The organism is Micromonospora sp. NBC_01405, assembly GCF_045040155.1.
Lineage (GTDB): Bacteria > Actinomycetota > Actinomycetes > Mycobacteriales > Micromonosporaceae > Micromonospora.
This window is the reverse complement of the sequence record NZ_CP109532.1, coordinates 1,168,326-1,185,168: the sequence shown is the minus strand read 5'-3', so window position 1 is coordinate 1,185,168 and position 16,843 is coordinate 1,168,326. Positions and strand designations below refer to the sequence as shown.

General features: G+C 75.3%; 14 protein-coding genes. 7 read left to right on the top strand and 7 right to left on the bottom strand.

Features of this window, described 5'->3' with window-relative positions:
• Window positions 1–35 precede the first annotated feature (35 nt).
• On the top strand, window positions 36–1,442 hold the full coding sequence (proS, locus tag OG559_RS04430; RefSeq protein WP_405112740.1) for a proline--tRNA ligase: 1,407 nt from the start codon (window positions 36–38) through the stop codon (window positions 1,440–1,442).
• Between the two features lie 70 nt (window positions 1,443–1,512).
• Here the strand turns inward: proS and fxsT are convergent, their stop codons facing one another.
• From fxsT to OG559_RS04395, 7 genes are all read right to left on the bottom strand, one after another.
• Window positions 1,513–4,503, bottom strand: a complete 2,991-nt coding sequence (gene fxsT / locus OG559_RS04425; protein ID WP_405112738.1) for an FxSxx-COOH system tetratricopeptide repeat protein — start codon at window positions 4,501–4,503, stop codon at window positions 1,513–1,515.
• A gap of 135 nt (window positions 4,504–4,638) precedes the next feature.
• On the bottom strand, window positions 4,639–5,883 hold the full coding sequence (locus OG559_RS04420) for an FxsB family cyclophane-forming radical SAM/SPASM peptide maturase (protein WP_405112736.1): 1,245 nt from the start codon (window positions 5,881–5,883) through the stop codon (window positions 4,639–4,641).
• A complete protein-coding gene (locus OG559_RS04415) occupies window positions 5,880–6,116 on the bottom strand; it encodes a hypothetical protein (protein ID WP_405112734.1) in 237 nt (78 codons plus the stop codon). Before OG559_RS04415 ends, OG559_RS04420 begins: the two co-directional genes overlap by 4 nt.
• Window positions 6,117–6,351: 235 nt before the next feature.
• On the bottom strand, window positions 6,352–9,759 hold the full coding sequence (locus OG559_RS04410; RefSeq protein WP_405112732.1) for an SAV_2336 N-terminal domain-related protein: 3,408 nt from the start codon (window positions 9,757–9,759) through the stop codon (window positions 6,352–6,354).
• On the bottom strand, window positions 9,759–10,688 hold the full coding sequence (locus tag OG559_RS04405) for an AAA family ATPase (RefSeq protein ID WP_405112730.1): 930 nt from the start codon (window positions 10,686–10,688) through the stop codon (window positions 9,759–9,761). Before OG559_RS04405 ends, OG559_RS04410 begins: the two co-directional genes overlap by 1 nt.
• A gap of 117 nt (window positions 10,689–10,805) precedes the next feature.
• Window positions 10,806–12,740: a trypsin-like peptidase domain-containing protein gene (locus OG559_RS04400; protein ID WP_405112728.1), complete on the bottom strand. Its 1,935-nt coding sequence runs from the start codon at window positions 12,738–12,740 to the stop codon at window positions 10,806–10,808.
• Window positions 12,741–12,753: 13 nt separating this feature from the next.
• Window positions 12,754–13,098: a CU044_2847 family protein gene (locus OG559_RS04395; protein ID WP_405112726.1), complete on the bottom strand. Its 345-nt coding sequence runs from the start codon at window positions 13,096–13,098 to the stop codon at window positions 12,754–12,756.
• 142 nt (window positions 13,099–13,240) lie between these two features.
• On the opposite strand from OG559_RS04395, the gene OG559_RS04390 reads away from it, so the two are divergent.
• From OG559_RS04390 to rplS, 6 genes are all read left to right on the top strand, one after another.
• Window positions 13,241–13,888: a DUF402 domain-containing protein gene (locus OG559_RS04390; RefSeq protein WP_405112724.1), complete on the top strand. Its 648-nt coding sequence runs from the start codon at window positions 13,241–13,243 to the stop codon at window positions 13,886–13,888.
• A 273-nt stretch (window positions 13,889–14,161) separates the two neighbouring features.
• Entirely contained in the window at window positions 14,162–14,659 is a 498-nt protein-coding gene (rpsP, locus tag OG559_RS04385) for a 30S ribosomal protein S16 (RefSeq protein WP_405112721.1), read from the top strand.
• A 1-nt stretch (window position 14,660) separates the two neighbouring features.
• Window positions 14,661–14,894, top strand: coding sequence for an RNA-binding protein (locus OG559_RS04380; protein WP_405112718.1), 234 nt, complete (start codon window positions 14,661–14,663; stop codon window positions 14,892–14,894).
• The gene (gene rimM / locus OG559_RS04375; RefSeq protein WP_405112715.1) at window positions 14,894–15,451 is read left to right on the top strand and encodes a ribosome maturation factor RimM; all 558 of its coding nucleotides are present in this window, start codon (window positions 14,894–14,896) and stop codon (window positions 15,449–15,451) included. The genes OG559_RS04380 and rimM overlap by 1 nt, the downstream gene beginning before the upstream one ends.
• 19 nt (window positions 15,452–15,470) lie before the next feature.
• Entirely contained in the window at window positions 15,471–16,259 is a 789-nt protein-coding gene (gene trmD / locus OG559_RS04370; protein ID WP_405112713.1) for a tRNA (guanosine(37)-N1)-methyltransferase TrmD, read from the top strand.
• 141 nt (window positions 16,260–16,400) lie between these two features.
• Complete coding sequence (gene rplS, locus OG559_RS04365) at window positions 16,401–16,757, top strand: 50S ribosomal protein L19 (protein ID WP_161687914.1); 357 nt, start codon at window positions 16,401–16,403, stop codon at window positions 16,755–16,757.
• Window positions 16,758–16,843: the final 86 nt, after the last annotated feature.

Here is a 16,843-nt window from a genome sequence, read left to right as displayed (position 1 = left end):
GGCCGCCCGGCGGGGGCCGCATAGGATGTGCGGTCATGGCACGCGTGCTCACTCCCCGAGCGGAGGACTTTCCCCGCTGGTACCAGGACCTGATCGCCAAGGCGAAGCTGGCCGACAACGGCCCGGTCCGAGGGACCATGGTCATCCGACCGGCCGGCTACGCCATCTGGGAGCGGATGCAGGCCGAGATGGACGCCCGGATCAAGGCGGCCGGCGCGGAGAACGCGTACTTCCCGCTGTTCATCCCGGAGAGCTACCTCAAGCGCGAGGCCGAGCACGTCGAGGGCTTCTCGCCGGAGCTGGCGGTGGTCACCCACGGCGGCGGCAAGCAGCTCGCCGAGCCGGTGGTGGTGCGCCCCACCAGCGAGACGGTGATCGGCGAGTTCATGGCCAAGTGGATCGACTCGTACCGGGACCTGCCGCTGCTGCTCAACCAGTGGGCGAACGTGGTCCGCTGGGAGTTGCGCCCCCGGATCTTCCTGCGCACCAGCGAGTTCCTCTGGCAGGAGGGGCACACCGCCCACGCGACCCGCTCCGACGCCCAGGCGTACGCCCGGAAGATCCTGCACGAGGCGTACGAGGACCTGATGGTCAACGTGCTCGCCATCCCCGTGGTGGTCGGCCTGAAGACCACCCGTGAGCGCTTCGCCGGGGCCACCGCCACGTTCACGTGTGAGGGCATGATGGGCGACGGGAAGGCCCTCCAGCTCGGCACCAGCCACGAGCTGGGGCAGAACTTCGCCAAGGCGTTCGACATCAGCTACTCCTCCGCCGAGGGCGGCCGGGAGCACGCCTGGACGACCTCCTGGGGCACCTCCACGCGGATGCTGGGCGGCCTGATCATGGCCCACGGCGACGACAACGGGCTGCGGGTGCCGCCGAGGCTGGCGCCGGTCCAGGCGTACGTGATGGTGGTCAAGGCCGGCGAGGGCGTCGGCGAGGCGGCGGCCGAGCTGCGCGACGCGCTGCGGGACGCCGGGATCCGGGTCGCGCTCGACGACCGCACCGACACCCCGTTCGGCCGCCGGGCCGTCGACGCCGAGCTGCGCGGCTACCCGGTACGCGTCGAGGTCGGCCCCCGCGACCTGGCCGCCGGCAACGCGGTCGTGGTCCGCCGTACGGACGGCTCGAAGTCGCCCACCCCGGTGGCCGAGGTGGTCGGCGCGGTGCTGGCCGCCCTGGAGACCGACCAGCGGGCGCTGCACGACCAGGCCCTCGCGCACCGCGAGTCCCGAACCGTCGAGGTCGCCACGCTCGCCGAGGCGATCGAGGCCGCGGCCACCGGCTGGGCCCGGGTGCCGTGGTCGGCGGTCGGCGTGGCCGGCGAGGCCGAGGCGAACGGCCAGGGCGTCACCGTGCGCTGCCTGCTGCGCGCCGACGGCTCGGTCCCGGACTCCGAGGACGAGCCCGACCTGGTCGCCATCCTGGCCCGCGCCTACTGACCCACCGCCTGCGAGTCCGGCTGTATCCGCCCGCCCGAGCCCGTCGACCGGGCGGGCTGAGCGGGGTGGCTCAGGTCGGCGGGAGCTCCACGTCGCAGTCCAGCCGGGTGCGGGCCGCCGCAGCCTCGGCCTCCGGGTGGTCCCCGCCGAGGGTGCGCTCGTAGCTCGCCATGGTGTCCCGCAGCAGCTCGCGGGCGCCCCCGTGGTCCTCGTCGGCGCGCCGGTCGCCGCTCAGGTTCGAAGCGCAGGCCAGGGTGTAGGGGTGCGCCGCGCCCCGGACCGCGCGCAGGCGTTCCAGCAACTCCTCGCCGAGCTGCCGCGCCGCCCGCACCTCACCGAGCGCCCGCAGGTCGCTGGCGAGGTTGGTGCCGCAGGCAAGGGTGTACGGGTGGTCCGGGGCGAGCGCCGCCGACAGCCCGGCCCGGGTGCGCTCGTTGAGCCTGCGCGCGCCCTCCGGCTCGCCGGTCAGCCGCAGGCAGATCGCGAGGTTCACGGCGGCGCAGAGCGTGTACGGATGCTCCTCGCCGGCCGTGTCGCGCAGCCGCTCCAGCGCGTCCTCGGCGCGGGCCCGGGCCCCGGGGGTCTCGCCGAGGCACCGCAGGTCGTTGGCCAGGTTGCTGGCGGCGGCCAGCGACTCGGCGTGGTCCGGCCCGAACCGGTGCCGGTGCTGGGCCAGGCAGCCGCTGGCCAACTGGTACGCGTCGAGGTAGCGCCCGGCCTTGCTGCGGGTGACCGCGAGGTTCTTCATTGACTGCAGCGAGTCCGGATGGTCGGGGCCGAAGAGCACCCCGTAGCGCCGGTGGACCTCCTCCTGGAGTTCCCACGCCCGGGCGTACTCCCCGCACTCGCGCAGGTCCCGGGCGACGTTGTTGGCGGAGAACAGCGTCGACCGGTTCTCCTCGCCGCCGAACCGGATCCGGTACCGGCGCAGCGCGTCCTCGTCGAGGGCGAGTGCGGCCCGGAACTCGCCCATCATCCGCCGGGACACCGCGTAGTTGTGCGCGGTGAGCAGCGTGCGCGGATGGTCGGGGCCCAGCGCCAGCAGCCCGCGCTCGTGGGCCCGGCGGTCCAGCTCGTACGCAGCCTTCCAGTCGCCGAGCCGGCGCAGGTCCGCCGCCAGGCCGTTCGCCGCGCCGAGCGTCTCCGGGTGCCCCTCGCCGAGGTCGGCGCGGGCCCGGGCCAGGTTCGCCTCATCCAGCGACCGGGCCTGCTCGTACTCGCCCCGGCTGCGCAGCGCGTTGGCCAGCGTGACGCTCAGCGCCACCACGTCCGGGTGACTCCGGGCGATCACCTCCACCCAGGCCGCCCGGGCCCGGGTGCCCAGTCGCTGGCACGCGGTGTACTCGCCCCGGGCGAAGAGGTACCGGCACAGGTTGATCACCAGGCCGCGGACCGCCGGGACGTCCGCGGCGGCGGCCACGTCGGCGGCCTCGGCGTGCACCAGCAGGTCGGCGTACCGGGGGCGGTGGACGATCTGCTCCGGCTCGCCCGGGTCGGCGGCGGCGAGCAGCCGTCGGGCCGTTCCGGCGTACGTGTGGCGCTCGGCATCGGTGAGCTGCTCCCGGAGGAACTGCTGGAAGACCCGGTGCAGCTGGACGGTCTCCCGGCCGTCGCGCTCGCCGATCCGGGCCAGCCCGTACGCGCCGATCTCGTGGAAGATGCCCGCCCGGGACATGGTGTCCCCGATCTCCTCGCCGAGCGGGGTGGGCAGCTCGACCGCCGGCCGGCTGCCGTCGGGCGGGCCGAGCAGCAGGGACATCGGCACCGGGTCCGGCCCCAGGAACGCGCACAACCGCAGCAGCTGGGCGGCGGACATCCGGCGCTCCCGGAGCCGGTTCATCGGCAGCACCCAGGCCATCACGACCTGCCGCTCGTACGACGAGACCTGGGCCTGGTTGAGCAGCGCGGTCATCCGCTGCTCGCTCTCGACCAGGTAGTCCCGCACGGGCAGATGCGAGGTCGACAGGTACCCGGCGCTGGCGTCGAGGGCGAGCGGCAGGTCGCCGAACCGGTCGGCCAGCTGGAAGGCGTCGTGCTCGGTCAGCCGGGGCGCCCGCCGACGCAGGAAGTCGAGGCTCTCCACCCGTCGGTAGACGTCCAACTCCAGCACGTCGGCGCGGGACCGCCAGGCCTCGTCCCGCGAGGTCACCAGCACGTGGCACCGCCCCCGCGGCGCCCGGCCGTTGGGCAGCAGCCGGGCCAGCTCGTGCGGGGCGGGTGCGTTGTCGAAGACCAGCAGCCAGTCGCGGACCGGCTCGCCCCGGCGCAGCGCCTCCAGCACCGTGTCGGCGGTCACCCCGAGGTCGTCGCTGATCCGCAGCCCGATCGAGGCGGCCAGCCCGGCCAGGTCGGCCCGGACCGTGGAGAGCTGCTCGCTGCGCACGTACCAGACCAGGTCGTAGCAGGCCGCGAAGCGGTACGCGTACTCGACCGCGAGCTGGGTCTTGCCGACCCCGGCCGGGCCCAGCACCGCGGTCGGCACCACCGCCGTCACGTCCCCGGTGAGCAGCTCCCGCAGCTCCCGCAGCGCCTCCTCCCGGCCGGTGAAGTTCGGGTTGCGGGGCGGGAAGGGCTGGCGCCAGTACCGGGGCTGGTGCAGCGGCCAGGGCACGGCTGACGACCGGCGGGGGGCCGGGGCGTCCAGCCCGAACAGGGCGAGCACCTCGGCGCGGGCGTCGGCCTCGTCCAGCGCGCCGAGCACCGGGCACTCGCCGGCGGCGAGGAACGTCGGCCGGCGCAGCCCGACCGCCACCGGGCGGAACGCGACCACCCGCTCGGCCCGCAGGGTGGCCACCGCCTCCGCCCACTCGGTGACCGAGCGCGTCCCGGCGCGCAGCAGCGCGTCGCTCAGCACCAGCAGCAGCCCGGCGGCGTCTCCGGCCGCGTCCCGCAGCAGCGCGGCGAGGTCGTCGGCGGGCCGGGGATCAAGCTGTCGTGGCTCGGTGCCGGTCCCGCCCTGTTCGAGCTGCTCGCAGAGCCACTCCGCCCACAGCCGGTCGGCCCCGGCATGGGCCAGAACGATCCGCGGCCGGCCTTCGGCGGCGCTGCGCTGAGCACTCATCGAGCCTCCCTGGTCCCGGCCGCCGGACTTCCGAGGCCCGGTTGGCGCGGCCCGACCGAGCTACGAGGATAGCCTTCCGCACCCTCCACATCACCCTCCGTCCGTCCTATCGGGAACCCGACACCGGCCGACGGGTCAGGCCGCGGCCGGGCCCGGTGCCGTCCGCTCCGCCGCCCGGGCGGGCCGACCACCGGCCGTCGCCCGCCCCGGCGGCCCGGCCGGCGCCGGCGGTCCGGGCGCCCCGGCGACCCGCCGGGCCAGGTGATCGATCAGGCGGTACAGGTCGGCGCAGTACACCGACGGGTTGTCGAAGCCGCGCCCGGCGCGGAACCGGTGCGGGTACAGGCCGCCCCCACAGATCCGGTGCACCGGGCAGGCCCGGCACGCCCCGGGCAGCCCGGCCGCGCCGCCCTGGCCGGCCCGCACCGCGGGGTGGGCCAGCGCCGCGTCGAACCGGTCGGAGTGCACGGTCAGCCCGGTCGCCGCGGCCCCCGGGTAGGCCGCCTTCAGCGTGTCCACCAGCTCGATCTCGCCGTCGGTCTCCACCACCACGAACGCCGCCGGGGACAGCCCGACGGACTCGACCCGGCTCGCCCCGCCGAGCAGCAGCACCAGGATCTCCTCCAGCATCCGCACGCCGGTCTCCCGGCGGGGCGCCGCGTACCAGCGCTCGAAGACCGCGATCAGCCAGTCGGCGTACGGCGTCGAGGCCGGGTCGTCCGGCCGACCCGGCGGCGGGTCGGTCCAGGTGCCGTGCGGCAGCAGGAAGTCGACCACCGGCGGGTCGAACTCCAGCAGTGCCTCGTAGGCGCGGACGGGGTCGGTGCGGAGGTCCACGGTGGCCAGCAGGCCGGCGAAGAGCGGCCGGTAGCGCGGCCCGGACAGCAGTTCCAGGGCGCGGACGGTGGCCGGGTAGCTGCTGCCGCCGTCGCGGCGGCGGCGGTGCCGGTCGGTCGCGGACCGGTCGCCGTCGAGGCTCACCCCGACCCGCACGTCGTGCCGCCGGAACGTCTCCAGCATGTCCCGGTCGAGCAGGGTCCCGTTGGTCTGCACCACGAAGGACAGCGTGGTCCCCGGCCCGGCGAGCCGGCGCAGCTCGGTCACCACGTGTTCCAGCCGGCGGGCACCGGCGAGCAGCGGCTCGCCGCCGTGCAGGACGACGCTGGCCTCGGCGACCCCGTGGTCGCGCAGGTGCTCGGCGATTCGCTCCCCGGTCCGCCGCACCACCTCGGCGCTCATCACCCGGGGCCGGCGGGCCCAGCTCTGGTCGGCCATCTCGTAGACGTAGCAGTAGTCGCAGGCCAGGTTGCACCGGCTGTGCACCTTCAGCACGAACTCCTGGAACGGCACCGGGGCCGCCGGAGGGCCGACGTCGGTCACCGGCCCCCCTCGTCCGCCCCGGGCCCGGCCGGGTCGTCCCGGTCCCGGTACGGCGCGGTGGGCACGCCGCCGTTCTGGTTGTTGAACCGGGCCACGACCGGCCCCCCGGCGCCCGCCTCGGCCCGGACCCGCCGGATCACGTGTCGGAGCACGTCGGTGCCGCTCTCCGCCAGCTCGTCGAGCATCTCCTCCGGCAGGATCGTCGGTGCGGACCCGAACTCGGCTTTCCTCATGCGCTCGGCCATCCCTCCGCCAAGTGCCGCAGGCCGCGCCCCGACGAGCGACCCAGCTATGAACGTCGATCCCAAAGGCCGAGGATAACTCGCGGGTGCTCGGTCGAAGGGCCCGTGCGAGCTGCGGCGGTCGGCGGCCCCCTGGAAGCGGGTGGCGGCGGGAAGGCGGGACGGACGTCCCGCCGGTCCTCGGCGGCCCGCCCAGGCGCGGGGGCCGATGGCGGGCCCCGGCCGGCTAACCGGCCCCGGCCAGCCGGTCCAGCAGCCGCCGGGTGGCCGCCGGGTCCGCGTCGTCCGCGCCGAGCGAACGGACCTGCCCGGCCAGCACGCCCCGCAGCTCCCGGCGGGCCCCGCCGAGATCGCCGAGACCGGCCAGCGCCTCGGCCGCCGCGGACCGGGCGGCGAGGGCCCGGCGATGCCCGGGGCCGAGCCGCTGGGCGAGGATGTCGGCCACCGCCCGCAACTCCTCCCGGGCCTCGGTGAACCGCTCCGCCGCCAGCAGCGCCCGGCCGAAGGCGACCCGCACCTCGACGGTGGGGGCACCGTCCGGGCCGTGGCGGCGGCCGTGCAGCTCCACCGCCCGGCGGTAGCACGCCACTGCGGCGGACCGCTCACGCAGCGCGAGCAGCGTCTCCGCCAGCAGGCGGACCCGGTCGGCCAGCCGGGGGTCGTCGGCGGGCGTGACGTCGACCGCCCGGGCGAGGGCCTGCCGGGCGGCGTCCAGGTCGGTCCGGGAGCCGAACCGGTCGGCCCGCGCCCGCAGCGAGTCGCCGAGGTCGGCCAGCCGCCTGCCGAGCTGAGCGCCGGAGGTCGGTGACGTCCGCACGGCCTCCTCGTACCGGGCGCACGCCTCCTGGATGTCGCCCGCGTCACCGGCCGCGTCGTACCGCAGCCGCAGGGCGTCGCCCAGCGCGGCGAGGTGACGGTGCCGGTCCGGGTGGAAACCGGGCACCGCATCGAGCAGCCGGCGGGCGGCGTCGACCAGCGCGTCGCGGTCGCCGTCCCGACCGTCCCGGTCGACGCGCAGCCGCAGCAGCCGGCCGAGGGCGGCCAGACACTCGACGTGCGTCACGTCGTCTTGGCCGCCGGCCGACACGGCGGCCCGTGCCGTCGCCACCGCCGCGTCCAGCTCGGCGGGGTCGCCGGTGGCGACGGACAGCTCGCCACGCGCCTCGGCGAGGCCGTGCAGGAGCCGGGCGTCGCCGTCCGGCCCGGAACGCTCGGCGGCCTCGGCGTAGAGGGCTGCGGCGCGGCGCAGCAGTTCCGGCTCGCCGGCCTCCCGGGCGGCGCGGCGTAGCAGGTCCGCCAGGCGTACCCGTCGGCTGTGCCGCCCCGGCGTGTCCGCCACGTCGCCGCTCACCGCGTCCGCCCGGGTCAGCGCGGTCCGGTCACCGGTCAGCGCGTACCGGCGCAGCAGCGCGTCGACAGCCCGCAGCCGCAGGTCGTCCCCGCCCGCCTCGGGGACCGCCCCGGCCGCCGCGAGGTAGAGCTCGACCGCCTCGTCGAGGTCGGCCACCGTGCCGAGCCGGTCGGCCCGGACCACCAGCGCGCGGGCCAGCCCGACGGTGCCGCGCCACCGCCCGGAGCGGGGGCCGTCGGGCGCGGCGAGGGCGCTGCGGAACAGGGCCACGGCCTCGTTCAGGTCGGCCGTGGCGCCGCGCTCGGTGCACAGCGACAACCGGACCTCGGCGAGGTCGAGCACCGCGTCGGGGTCGTCCGGCTCCGTGCCGCCGTCGGCCCACCGCCGCACCTGCTCCAGGATGGAAGCCGCCTCGACCAGGTCGGTGACGTCCCCGGTGAGCTGGAACCGGGCCCGCAGGGCGCGGGCGAGACCGGTCAGGTCGGTGCGGTCCGGGCCGGCGGCCGTCGCCTGCCGCAACACCCGGATGGTCGCGTCGATCCCGTCGAGGTCCTGCTCGTCCACGGGCGGGTCTGGCTCCGCCGTCACCAGAGAACTCGGCTTCGCCGTCACCCGGCGGACCGGGTGGTGGCCGTTGCCCGGGGACGGCGGGCCCGGGTCCGGCTCCCGCTGCTCGACGAACTCGATCAGCTCCCGGTGTCGACCGCCGAGCCGGGTCAGCACCGTGGCCGGGAGGCGGCCGAAGGACTCGCCGAGCCCCGCGTCGCCGGCGACCCCGGCCGGAGCGCTCAGCGCCGCCGCGAACTCCCGCATGCTGATCCCCATCTGGCGGGCCAGGAACCGGGCGATCTCGTGCCGTAGGCGCAGCAGGTCGGTGTGCAGCAGCAGATCCCGCAGCATCGGCCGGATGCCCTGGTGGAAGTCGAACCGCAGGTCTCCCGCCGGGTCGGGCTGCCGGACGAGCAGCCCACCGAGGAGCACCTCCGCCAGGTGCGCGGGGTGGGCCGGCGCAGCCGACGCCTGCTGCACCAGGCGCATGATCGGCAGTGTCACCGGAAGGTCCGCGAGCTGGGTGGCCAGCCGCAGCGCCTCCGGGCTGGCGGTGGCCAGGAACCGGCTCAGCCGCCGGGCCGCCTCGTCCTGCGGGGGACCGCCGACCGGCTCGACGGGGGCCGGCGGCCCGGGCTGCGGCGGCAGCGTGACCACCGCGTCGATCGTGCCGTCGCCGGTGCCGGTGAGCCGCGCCCAGCCGGCCAGCCAGTCCGGCTGGATCTGCAGCACCGGCACCGGGACGATCCCGCGCAGGCCCGCGCCGGGCCGCCACTGCCGGGGTACGAACCGGAGGCGGCGGTTGGCGCTGTCGCCCCCGGTCGCGGTGAGCCGGCCGCGCACCGGCACCAGGCCGCTGCGCCGCCACATCCGCTGGGGCAGCGGTTGCAGGATCGCCACGGTCTCGTGCCGGGCCCAGGTCTGCAGGGTGTGGAACATCGAGCCGTCGTGCCACTCCGGCCCGGCGCAGTCGCTGACCACGAGGATGAGCTGGCGCCCCCGCGGGTCGAGCAGTTCCCGCGTGGAGTGGCCGGGCACGCCGGCCGGGCCCACGGTGAGCCGCCGCCCGGCCCCGGACGGCAGCCGCACCAGCCGGACGTGCCGGAAGGCCCTCAGCCGGGTCAGCGCCGACTCCAGGTCGGCCACCAGCGGACGCCAGACGGCCATCGACGCCCCGCCGTCCACGGCGAGGGTCAGGTCGAACCACGGCTGGGGCGTCGGGCGCAGGACCGGCACCCACAGTCCCTGCTCGACGACCCGCGCCGCGGTGGCCTCCTCGTCGAGGGCGAGCGTGTTCGGGTCGGGCACCCGGCGGCGCAGCGGACGCAGGCTCCGGGCCAACGCCCGGGTGTCCAGGGCGGGGGGTGCCGGGGCGCGGACCGGCAGGCCCGCGCCGCCGCTTCCCGCCGGCCGTCCGGCCGGCCGGGGCACGTGCAGGCGTACCCAACGCACCGGGTCGGGCGCGTCTGTGCCGGCCACCCGCGACGGGGTGGGCCGGAGCCTTGTCCGGGGCGTCCGGGGCGTGGGGAGCCGGTTGGGTTCCGCCCCCTCGGGCGTCGGGTCCGGCGGTTCGGTCGGGTCGGCGTCCGCAGGGTCGGCCGGCGTCGGAGACGTTCCCGCTTCGGCCGGCGGACCGCCGCCGGGCAGGAACCGGGCCAGCCAGAGGGCGTCCGCGAGCTCCCGCGGCTGCACGTCGAGACCGCGCAGCGCACCCACCAGCCGGACCGTGCTCATCAGCTGTCCGGCCCCGCGTCGAGCTGCCGCAGCACCAGGTCCGCGAGCCGCTCCCGGTCCGGCCGCCCCCCGTCGGGTGCCTGGACGGTGAGGTAGATGGCGTTGAGGAGCTGGTCGGTGGCGAGGGTGCCGCGCTCCCGCCGGGACAGGAACAGCTCGACCAGGTCGGCCGTCTCGGCCGTCGGCTCGGTTCCGAAGTGCGCGGCGACGATCGCGGCGAGCTGCTCGGCGTCCGGCTGGCCCAGGTCCAGCCGCAGGCACCGGCGGTGGAACGCGGGGGAGAACTCGCGCTCGCCGTTGCTGGTCATGATCACGAGCGGGAACGCGTGGCAGCGCACCACGCCCTGGTGCACCGCCACCTGGTCCGCGCTGCCCTCGACCGGCAGTTCGACCTGCGGCTGGCTGGCGGCGATCCGTTGCAGCTCCGGGACGCGGTACTCGCCGTCCTCGAAGATGTTGAGCAGGTCGTTCGGCAGGTCCACGTCGCTCTTGTCGATCTCGTCGATCAGCAGCACCCGGGGGTGCTCGTACGGCAGCAGGGCCGTGCCGAGCGGCCCCAGGTGCAGGTAGCGGCCGATCGGCAGGTCCCCCGCAGTGCCGAGCTGATGGTGCAGGCTGGCCTCCTGGAGCCGGCCGATCGCGTCGTAGCTGTAGAGCCCCTCGGCGAGGGTGGACCGGCTGGTGATCGGCCAGCGCAGCACCGGCCCCAGGGCCAGCTCGTGCGCCACCGCGTACGCCAGGGTCGACTTGCCCACCCCCGGCTTTCCGGTGATCAACAGCGGGCGCCGCAGGTAGATGGCGGCGTTGACCAGCTCCAGCTCGTCGGGGCGGGGCTGGTAGCTGACCGCCCGGTGCAGCTCACCGAGCCGTCGGCCGGCCGCGCCGTCCGTGCTCGACGGCGGTGGCGCCAGGGGGGCGCCGTCGAACACCCGCCAGGGCGGGGGAGGCGGCAGCCGGAGTATCCCGGAGTGGGGACTCCCCGTGCCCCGATAGATCCACCAGTCCTGCAACGTCTTGTCCCTCCTGTCGGCCGGCCCGCGCCGGTCTCACCACTGCGCGTCGAGCGTCGAGGGGTCCCGGAAGCGCCGGAACGGGTCGTCCCAGAGCAGGACCAGCCGGTGCCCGCAGTGGTCGTCGTCGCGGGCCGCCACCGCCGCGGCGCGCAGCTGGCGGACGTCCAGCGGCAGCGACCCGATCGGCCGGCGGCGCAGCCGGGACTCCAGGTCGGCCAGGAACGCCACCCCCCGGCAGGCGCCGGTGCCGCCCGGGGCGGGGTGCCGGTCGCAGCCCGCCCGGCTCCACAGCGCCACCGGCGCCCCGGCCCGCACCCCGACCTCCAGCAGCGTGCGTTGGGCCGGGTCCGTGGTCGGACCGGGCAGCAGCACGCCCCCGGGATTGGTCGTGGTGAGGTGGGCGTAGAACCAGGTCGGATCCGTCTCGGCGCGGCAGTCGACGGTGGCGAAGGACATCCCCTCCGCCGACGCCGACAGCGCCTCCCACCGCTCCTCGGCCTCCGGCCCGGCCGCCCCGTCCTCGCCGTCGTCGGCGATCCGCACCAGCACGGGCCGGACCAATCCGAGCGGGGCGACGTCGTGCGGGGTGAGGACCCACTCGTCGATCGGCAGGTCGAGCAGCTCCGGCGGCAGTGCCAGCTCGACCATCACGGTGCGGCCCCAACCGAGCTGGCGGAGCCCGACGTGCAGCTCGCGGCGCAGGGCGGCCTCCAGCTGGGGCAGGGCCATCGGCTCGTCGTGCTGGGCCAGGCAGCGCACGTCGTCCCGGCTCCGGTAGACGGACACGGACAGCAGGTAGCGCCGCTGGTCGTGGCCGGCGGGGGTGACCTCGACCAGCACCGACGACCGCTCCCCCGACGGCACCCGCTGGGCGGGGAGCAGGGCTGGCCGGTGCTGCGCGAGCTGCGCCCGCTGGCCCAGCCGGAACGCCAGGTCGTCGACCCAGTCCTGGAGCCGGCCACGCTCGGTGGCCGGGCAGCGGGGGATCAGCGCGGTGGCGAAGACGAGCAGCGGGTGCAGCTCCCCGCGCCGGGCCCGCGCGACGTCGTCGAGGGCGCGGACGACGTCGCGCCGGTCCAACAGCGGCTGGGTCGGCGTCGGCGCCCACCGGCCGCACGCCCGCTCGTAGAGCTGGTGCGCGTCGTCGGCTGCCGGCAACCGGGCCAGGATGCCGCGCACCTTCGCCTCCTCGGCGGCCCGCAGCACCGGCAGCTTCGCCCCCGGGTCCAGCAGCTCGGCCACCTCGGGCGCGGTGGCGGCGGCACGGCGGGCCCGCAACCGGTCCACGGCGTGGGCCCAGGAGCCGTCGGAGCCGTGGTGCCGGTCGTGGCCGCGCCACAACTCGCGCAGCAGGGCCACGGGCAGCCCGCGCAGCTCGCCGAGGGGCACGGCCAGCCCGCCGTACGGGTCGCCGGGGCTGCGGGCGGTCTTCACCACGGCGCACACCTCGCCGCTGGTGAGGTCCACGATCGGGCTGCCGGAGCTGCCCTCGGCCAGCTCGTCGTCGCGGACCCGCAGCGCCGTGGCACCCCGGATGCCCTGCCGGCCCGCCGAGAACAGCCAGGCCGAGGTGGGCTCCGCGGTGCCGTACGCCCCGGCGAAGCCGAAGGTGTGCAGCGGTGCGCCGTCGGGCGGCGGTTGCTCGCCGAGCCACACACAGGGGTGGTCGGCGGGTGCGTCGGCCACCCGGAGCACCGCGAGGTCGGGCAGGGGCCAGATCGACTGACCGCCGGTCGAGGCCGGGGCGGCGTGTACGACCCGGGCGCTCAGCGGCTGGCCGCCCCAGCGCACCGGCAGCGTGGCGCCCTCCCGGCCGTTCACGACGTGCGCGCAGGTCAGGGCATAGCCGGGGGCGACGAAGAAGGCTGTGCCGCCGCGGATGCCGTCGCCCCGGGGCACCTCGATCACGGTGGACCGCAGGGCCCGGCTGATCTCGTCGAATCCGTCGGCGATCAGCGGGACCCCCATGACGTGCGGCCCCTCAGCCGTTCGTGCCCGTGGGCGCCGGGCGGTCGTCGGCCTGGCCGGTCTGCCAACCCAGGGTGATCTTGAGGTTGGCCTCGGCGCCGGCCTCGGTGAGCACGCTGAGCACCCGGCCGGTCTTCGCCGACATGGTGACCCCGAACTCCACGCTGACCGAGTCGGGGCGGGCGTCGCGCAGCCCGGCGCGGACGCTGCCCGCCACCCCCCGTACCGTCTCCAGCAGGCCCTCCAGGCGGTACACCTGGTCCTCCCGCCAGCCCACGTCGGTCGGGCCGGCGGTGCCGGCGACCCGGACCCAGACCGTCTCACCACTGGGCAGCTCGACCCGTACGTCCTCCGACACAGGCCCGTCCTTCCGCTCGGCGACGCGTGTCCATCACACCGTAGCGATTCAGCGACGGGGATCGACAGCCCGAAACGGCCGATCGGGTGTCGGAACAACGGCGCACCGGCCGCCCGGCCGAGCCCCGGTAGGGTCGGCGCCCATGACGTTCTCGCCCGGCCGGTTGATCATGCATCGCAACGTACGGCACGGCCGGATCGGTTGGGTCCGGGCCGGGCGGGTGGTCAGCGACGACGAGCGTGGTCTGCTCATCTTCGTCGCCCGCGACTCGCCGGGGGCCCACGAGGTCACCGAGGCCGGCCTCGGGATGCGGACGATGCCGTTCGCCGAGTGGGTCACGTCGTCGTACCGGCTGGCGCTCGGGCGGTGGAACGGGCCGTCGGTGCTCAAGTTCCTGCCCGTGGGCGCGGCCCACTCGGTCTGGTGGTTCTCCGACGACGACGGGCGCTTCGCCAACTGGTACGTCAATCTGGAGGAGCCGGGTGTCCGCTGGGACGACGGCGACGTGGTCGGGGTGGACATAGTCGACCAGGACCTCGACGTGGTGATCCGGCCGGACCGCAGCTGGGAGTGGAAGGACGAGGAGGAGTTCGCCGAGCGGCTGGCCCTCCCCGACGACTACTGGGTGGCCGACGAGGCGGCGGTGCGCGCCGAAGGGCTGCGGATGATCGCCCGCGCCGAGGCCGGCGAGTTCCCGTTCGACGGCACCTGGTGCGACTTCACCCCGCCGCCCGAGTGGGAGGTGCCGGAGAAACTGCCGGCCGGCTGGGACCGTCCGCCGGCCCGCTGAGCAGGCGCCGCGAGTGGCTGAACAGTCGGACAAAGGGTCCGAAGGGGCGGTATCCGGCAGTCGGGCGAGTGACCTGGCCCGCCGGTGTGAAGGATCCCGGCCCGATCTGGCAGAATAGGTCGCTGGTATCCGGCGCGCGTCCGGCGCCCTCTAACCCGAACGCGTCGCCAGTCCACCGAGCAGTCTCCGGCCCAAACCCCACTGTGCCGGTCGGCGCTCACCCGTGCACCGCCCGTGTTGGGTCGGTGAGATCGCAACAGGAGCGAAACAACCGTGGCCGTAAAGATCCGGCTCCTGCGGATGGGCAAGATCCGCAACCCGCAGTACCGCATCGTCATCGCCGACTCGCGTACCAAGCGTGACGGCCGGGCGATCGAGTTCGTCGGTATTTACCAGCCGAAGGAAGACCCTTCGGTGATCGAGGTCAAGTCGGAGCGGGTCCAGTACTGGCTGTCCGTCGGCGCGCAGCCGAGCGAGGCCGTGCAGCGCCTGCTCGAGCTGACCGGCGACTGGCAGAAGTTCAAGGGCCTGCCGGCCCCGCCGCCGCTGAAGGTCGCCGCCGAGCGCGTCGACCGCAAGGCGGCGTACGAGGCCGAGGCGAAGGCCGCCGCCGGCCTGACCGAGGCTCCGGCGAAGCCGGCCAAGAAGGCCGCCAAGGCTGAGGCTGCGGCGCCGAAGGCCGAGGCACCGAAGGCAGAGGCACCGAAGGCTGAGGCTGAGGCGCCGAAGGCCGAGGCGCAGCCCGCCACGAACGCTGGCGAGCAGGCCTGACATGCCACTGCGTCCGGCGCTCGAACACCTGGTCAAGGGCATCGTCGATCATCCGGACGACGTCCGGGTCCGGATGGCCGACTCCCGTCGGGGCAAGCGGCTGGAAATCCGCGTGCACCCGGAAGACCTCGGCACGGTGATCGGGCGGTCCGGCCGGACTGCCAAGGCGCTGCGCCAGGTGATCGGCTCCATCGGTGGACGTGGCGTGCGCGTCGACATCGTCGACTCGTACTGATGCGGCTCATCGTCGGCAGGATCGGTAAGCCGCACGGCCTCCGCGGTGAAGTCACCGTGGAAGTGCGCACCGACGAGCCCGAGGCACGCTTCGCGCCCGGCTCGGTACTCAGTACCGAGCCGGGCGCGGCGCCGCCTGCCAACCCCGCCCCCGGCCCCGGAGTGCCGTTCCGGGTCCCGGCCGAGCTGACCGTGGAGTCCGCCCGCTGGCACCAGGGGCGGATGCTGGTCGTGTTCGAGGGCATCCTCGAACGCGATGTCGCCGAGGCGCTGCGCGGCACCCTGATCGGGGTGGACAGCGCCGGCGTCGCCCCGCCGGAGGACCCGGAGGAGTTCCACGACCACCAGCTCGTCGGCCTCGCCGTGGTCACCCCGGGCGGCGAGCCCCTCGGCGAGGTGGCCCGGATCGATCACGCGCCCGCGTCCGACCTGCTGGTGTTGCGCCGCCCGGAGGGACGTACCGCGCTCATCCCGTTCGTCAAGGCGATCGTCCTCGAGGTGGATGTCGCCGGCGGACGTGTCGTCGTCGACCCGCCGGCCGGTCTGTTCGATCTCTAGACCGCTGGAGCACCCGCGCATGCGCGTCGACGTCGTGTCGATCTTCCCCGAGTACTTCACTCCGCTGGACCTCTCCCTGATCGGTAGGGCCCGGGCCAACGGCGTGCTGCGGCTGGCCGTACACGACCTGCGAAGCTGGACCCACGACGTGCACCGCACCGTCGACGACACCCCCTACGGCGGCGGGCCCGGCATGGTGATGCGGCCCGAGCCGTGGGGGGCCGCGCTCGACGCCCTCGCCCCGGCGGAGCTGACCCCCGACGGCCTGACCCTGCCCCGGCTGCTGGTGCCCTCCCCGGCCGGGGAGCCGTTCACCCAGGCCATGGCGCACGAGCTGGCCGGCGAGTCGCACCTGCTGTTCGCCTGCGGCCGGTACGAGGGCATCGACCAGCGGGTGCTCGACCAGGCCGCCACCCGGATGCGGGTGACCGAGGTGTCGCTCGGTGACTACGTGCTCTTCGGTGGCGAGGTGGCGGTGCTGGTGATCCTGGAGGCGGTCACCCGGCTGCTGCCCGGGGTGCTCGGCAACGCCGGGTCGCTGGACGAGGAGTCGCACGCCCACGGGCTGCTGGAGGCGCCGATGTACACCAAGCCGGCGGCCTGGCGGGGGCACGAGGTGCCGGAGGTGCTCCGCTCCGGCGACCATGGGCGGATCGCCCGCTGGCGGCGCGACGAGGCGCTGGCGCGCACCGCGACCCGCCGGCCCGACATGTTCGCCGCGCTCGACCCGGCGAGCCTGGACAAGCGGGACAGAGCGGCCCTGGATCGGGCCGGATTTCAGCTGCCGCCGGGGAATGTGGCAAAGTAGGGGGGTTGCCGCAACCGTCCGCGCCGTGGGCGGCTGCGAGGATTCCCGACCGGGGCCGCCCGTCGGTCGCCACCCGGGGATCAGAATCACCCATCCGCGCACCGACTGACGGTGCGCCGTGAGCCTCACGAGGACACAGCGATGAATATCCTGGACGCCCTTGACGCCCAGTCGAAGCGGGTCGACATTCCCCAGTTCCGTGCCGGTGACACCGTCAAGGTGCACGCGCGGGTCGTCGAGGGCAACCGGTCCCGTGTCCAGATCTTCCAGGGCGTCGTCATCCGCCGCCAGGGTGACGGCCTGCGCGAGACCTTCTCGGTCCGCAAGGTCAGCTTCGGTGTGGGCGTCGAGCGGACCTACCCGGTGAACAGCCCGGGGATCGACCGGATCGAGATCGTGACCCGCGGTGCCGTCCGTCGCGCCAAGCTCTACTACCTGCGCGAGCTGCGGGGCAAGAAGGCCAAGATCAAGGAGCGCCGCGAGAAGCAGTCGAGCTGACTGCTCGCTCGCCACACCGCCTGAGCTACGCGGATGTCGTACGGGCCAGCCCCGGTTACGCTGTTCGCACGGGCACAGGCGGGCAT

What these genes read in the sequence shown, in the direction of transcription:
- trmD (WP_405112713.1), top strand. Translation starts at nt 15,471, where the DNA reads ATGCGCGTCGACGTCGTGTCGATCTTCCCCGAGTACTTCACTCCGCTG.
- rplS (WP_161687914.1), top strand. Translation starts at nt 16,401, where the DNA reads ATGAATATCCTGGACGCCCTTGACGCCCAGTCGAAGCGGGTCGACATT.
- OG559_RS04390 (WP_405112724.1), top strand. Translation starts at nt 13,241, where the DNA reads ATGACGTTCTCGCCCGGCCGGTTGATCATGCATCGCAACGTACGGCAC.
- OG559_RS04380 (WP_405112718.1), top strand. Translation starts at nt 14,661, where the DNA reads ATGCCACTGCGTCCGGCGCTCGAACACCTGGTCAAGGGCATCGTCGAT.
- OG559_RS04410 (WP_405112732.1), bottom strand. Translation starts at nt 9,759, where the DNA reads ATGAGCACGGTCCGGCTGGTGGGTGCGCTGCGCGGTCTCGACGTGCAG.
- proS (WP_405112740.1), top strand. Translation starts at nt 36, where the DNA reads ATGGCACGCGTGCTCACTCCCCGAGCGGAGGACTTTCCCCGCTGGTAC.
- rimM (WP_405112715.1), top strand. Translation starts at nt 14,894, where the DNA reads ATGCGGCTCATCGTCGGCAGGATCGGTAAGCCGCACGGCCTCCGCGGT.
- fxsT (WP_405112738.1), bottom strand. Translation starts at nt 4,503, where the DNA reads ATGAGTGCTCAGCGCAGCGCCGCCGAAGGCCGGCCGCGGATCGTTCTG.
- OG559_RS04400 (WP_405112728.1), bottom strand. Translation starts at nt 12,740, where the DNA reads ATGGGGGTCCCGCTGATCGCCGACGGATTCGACGAGATCAGCCGGGCC.
- OG559_RS04415 (WP_405112734.1), bottom strand. Translation starts at nt 6,116, where the DNA reads ATGAGGAAAGCCGAGTTCGGGTCCGCACCGACGATCCTGCCGGAGGAG.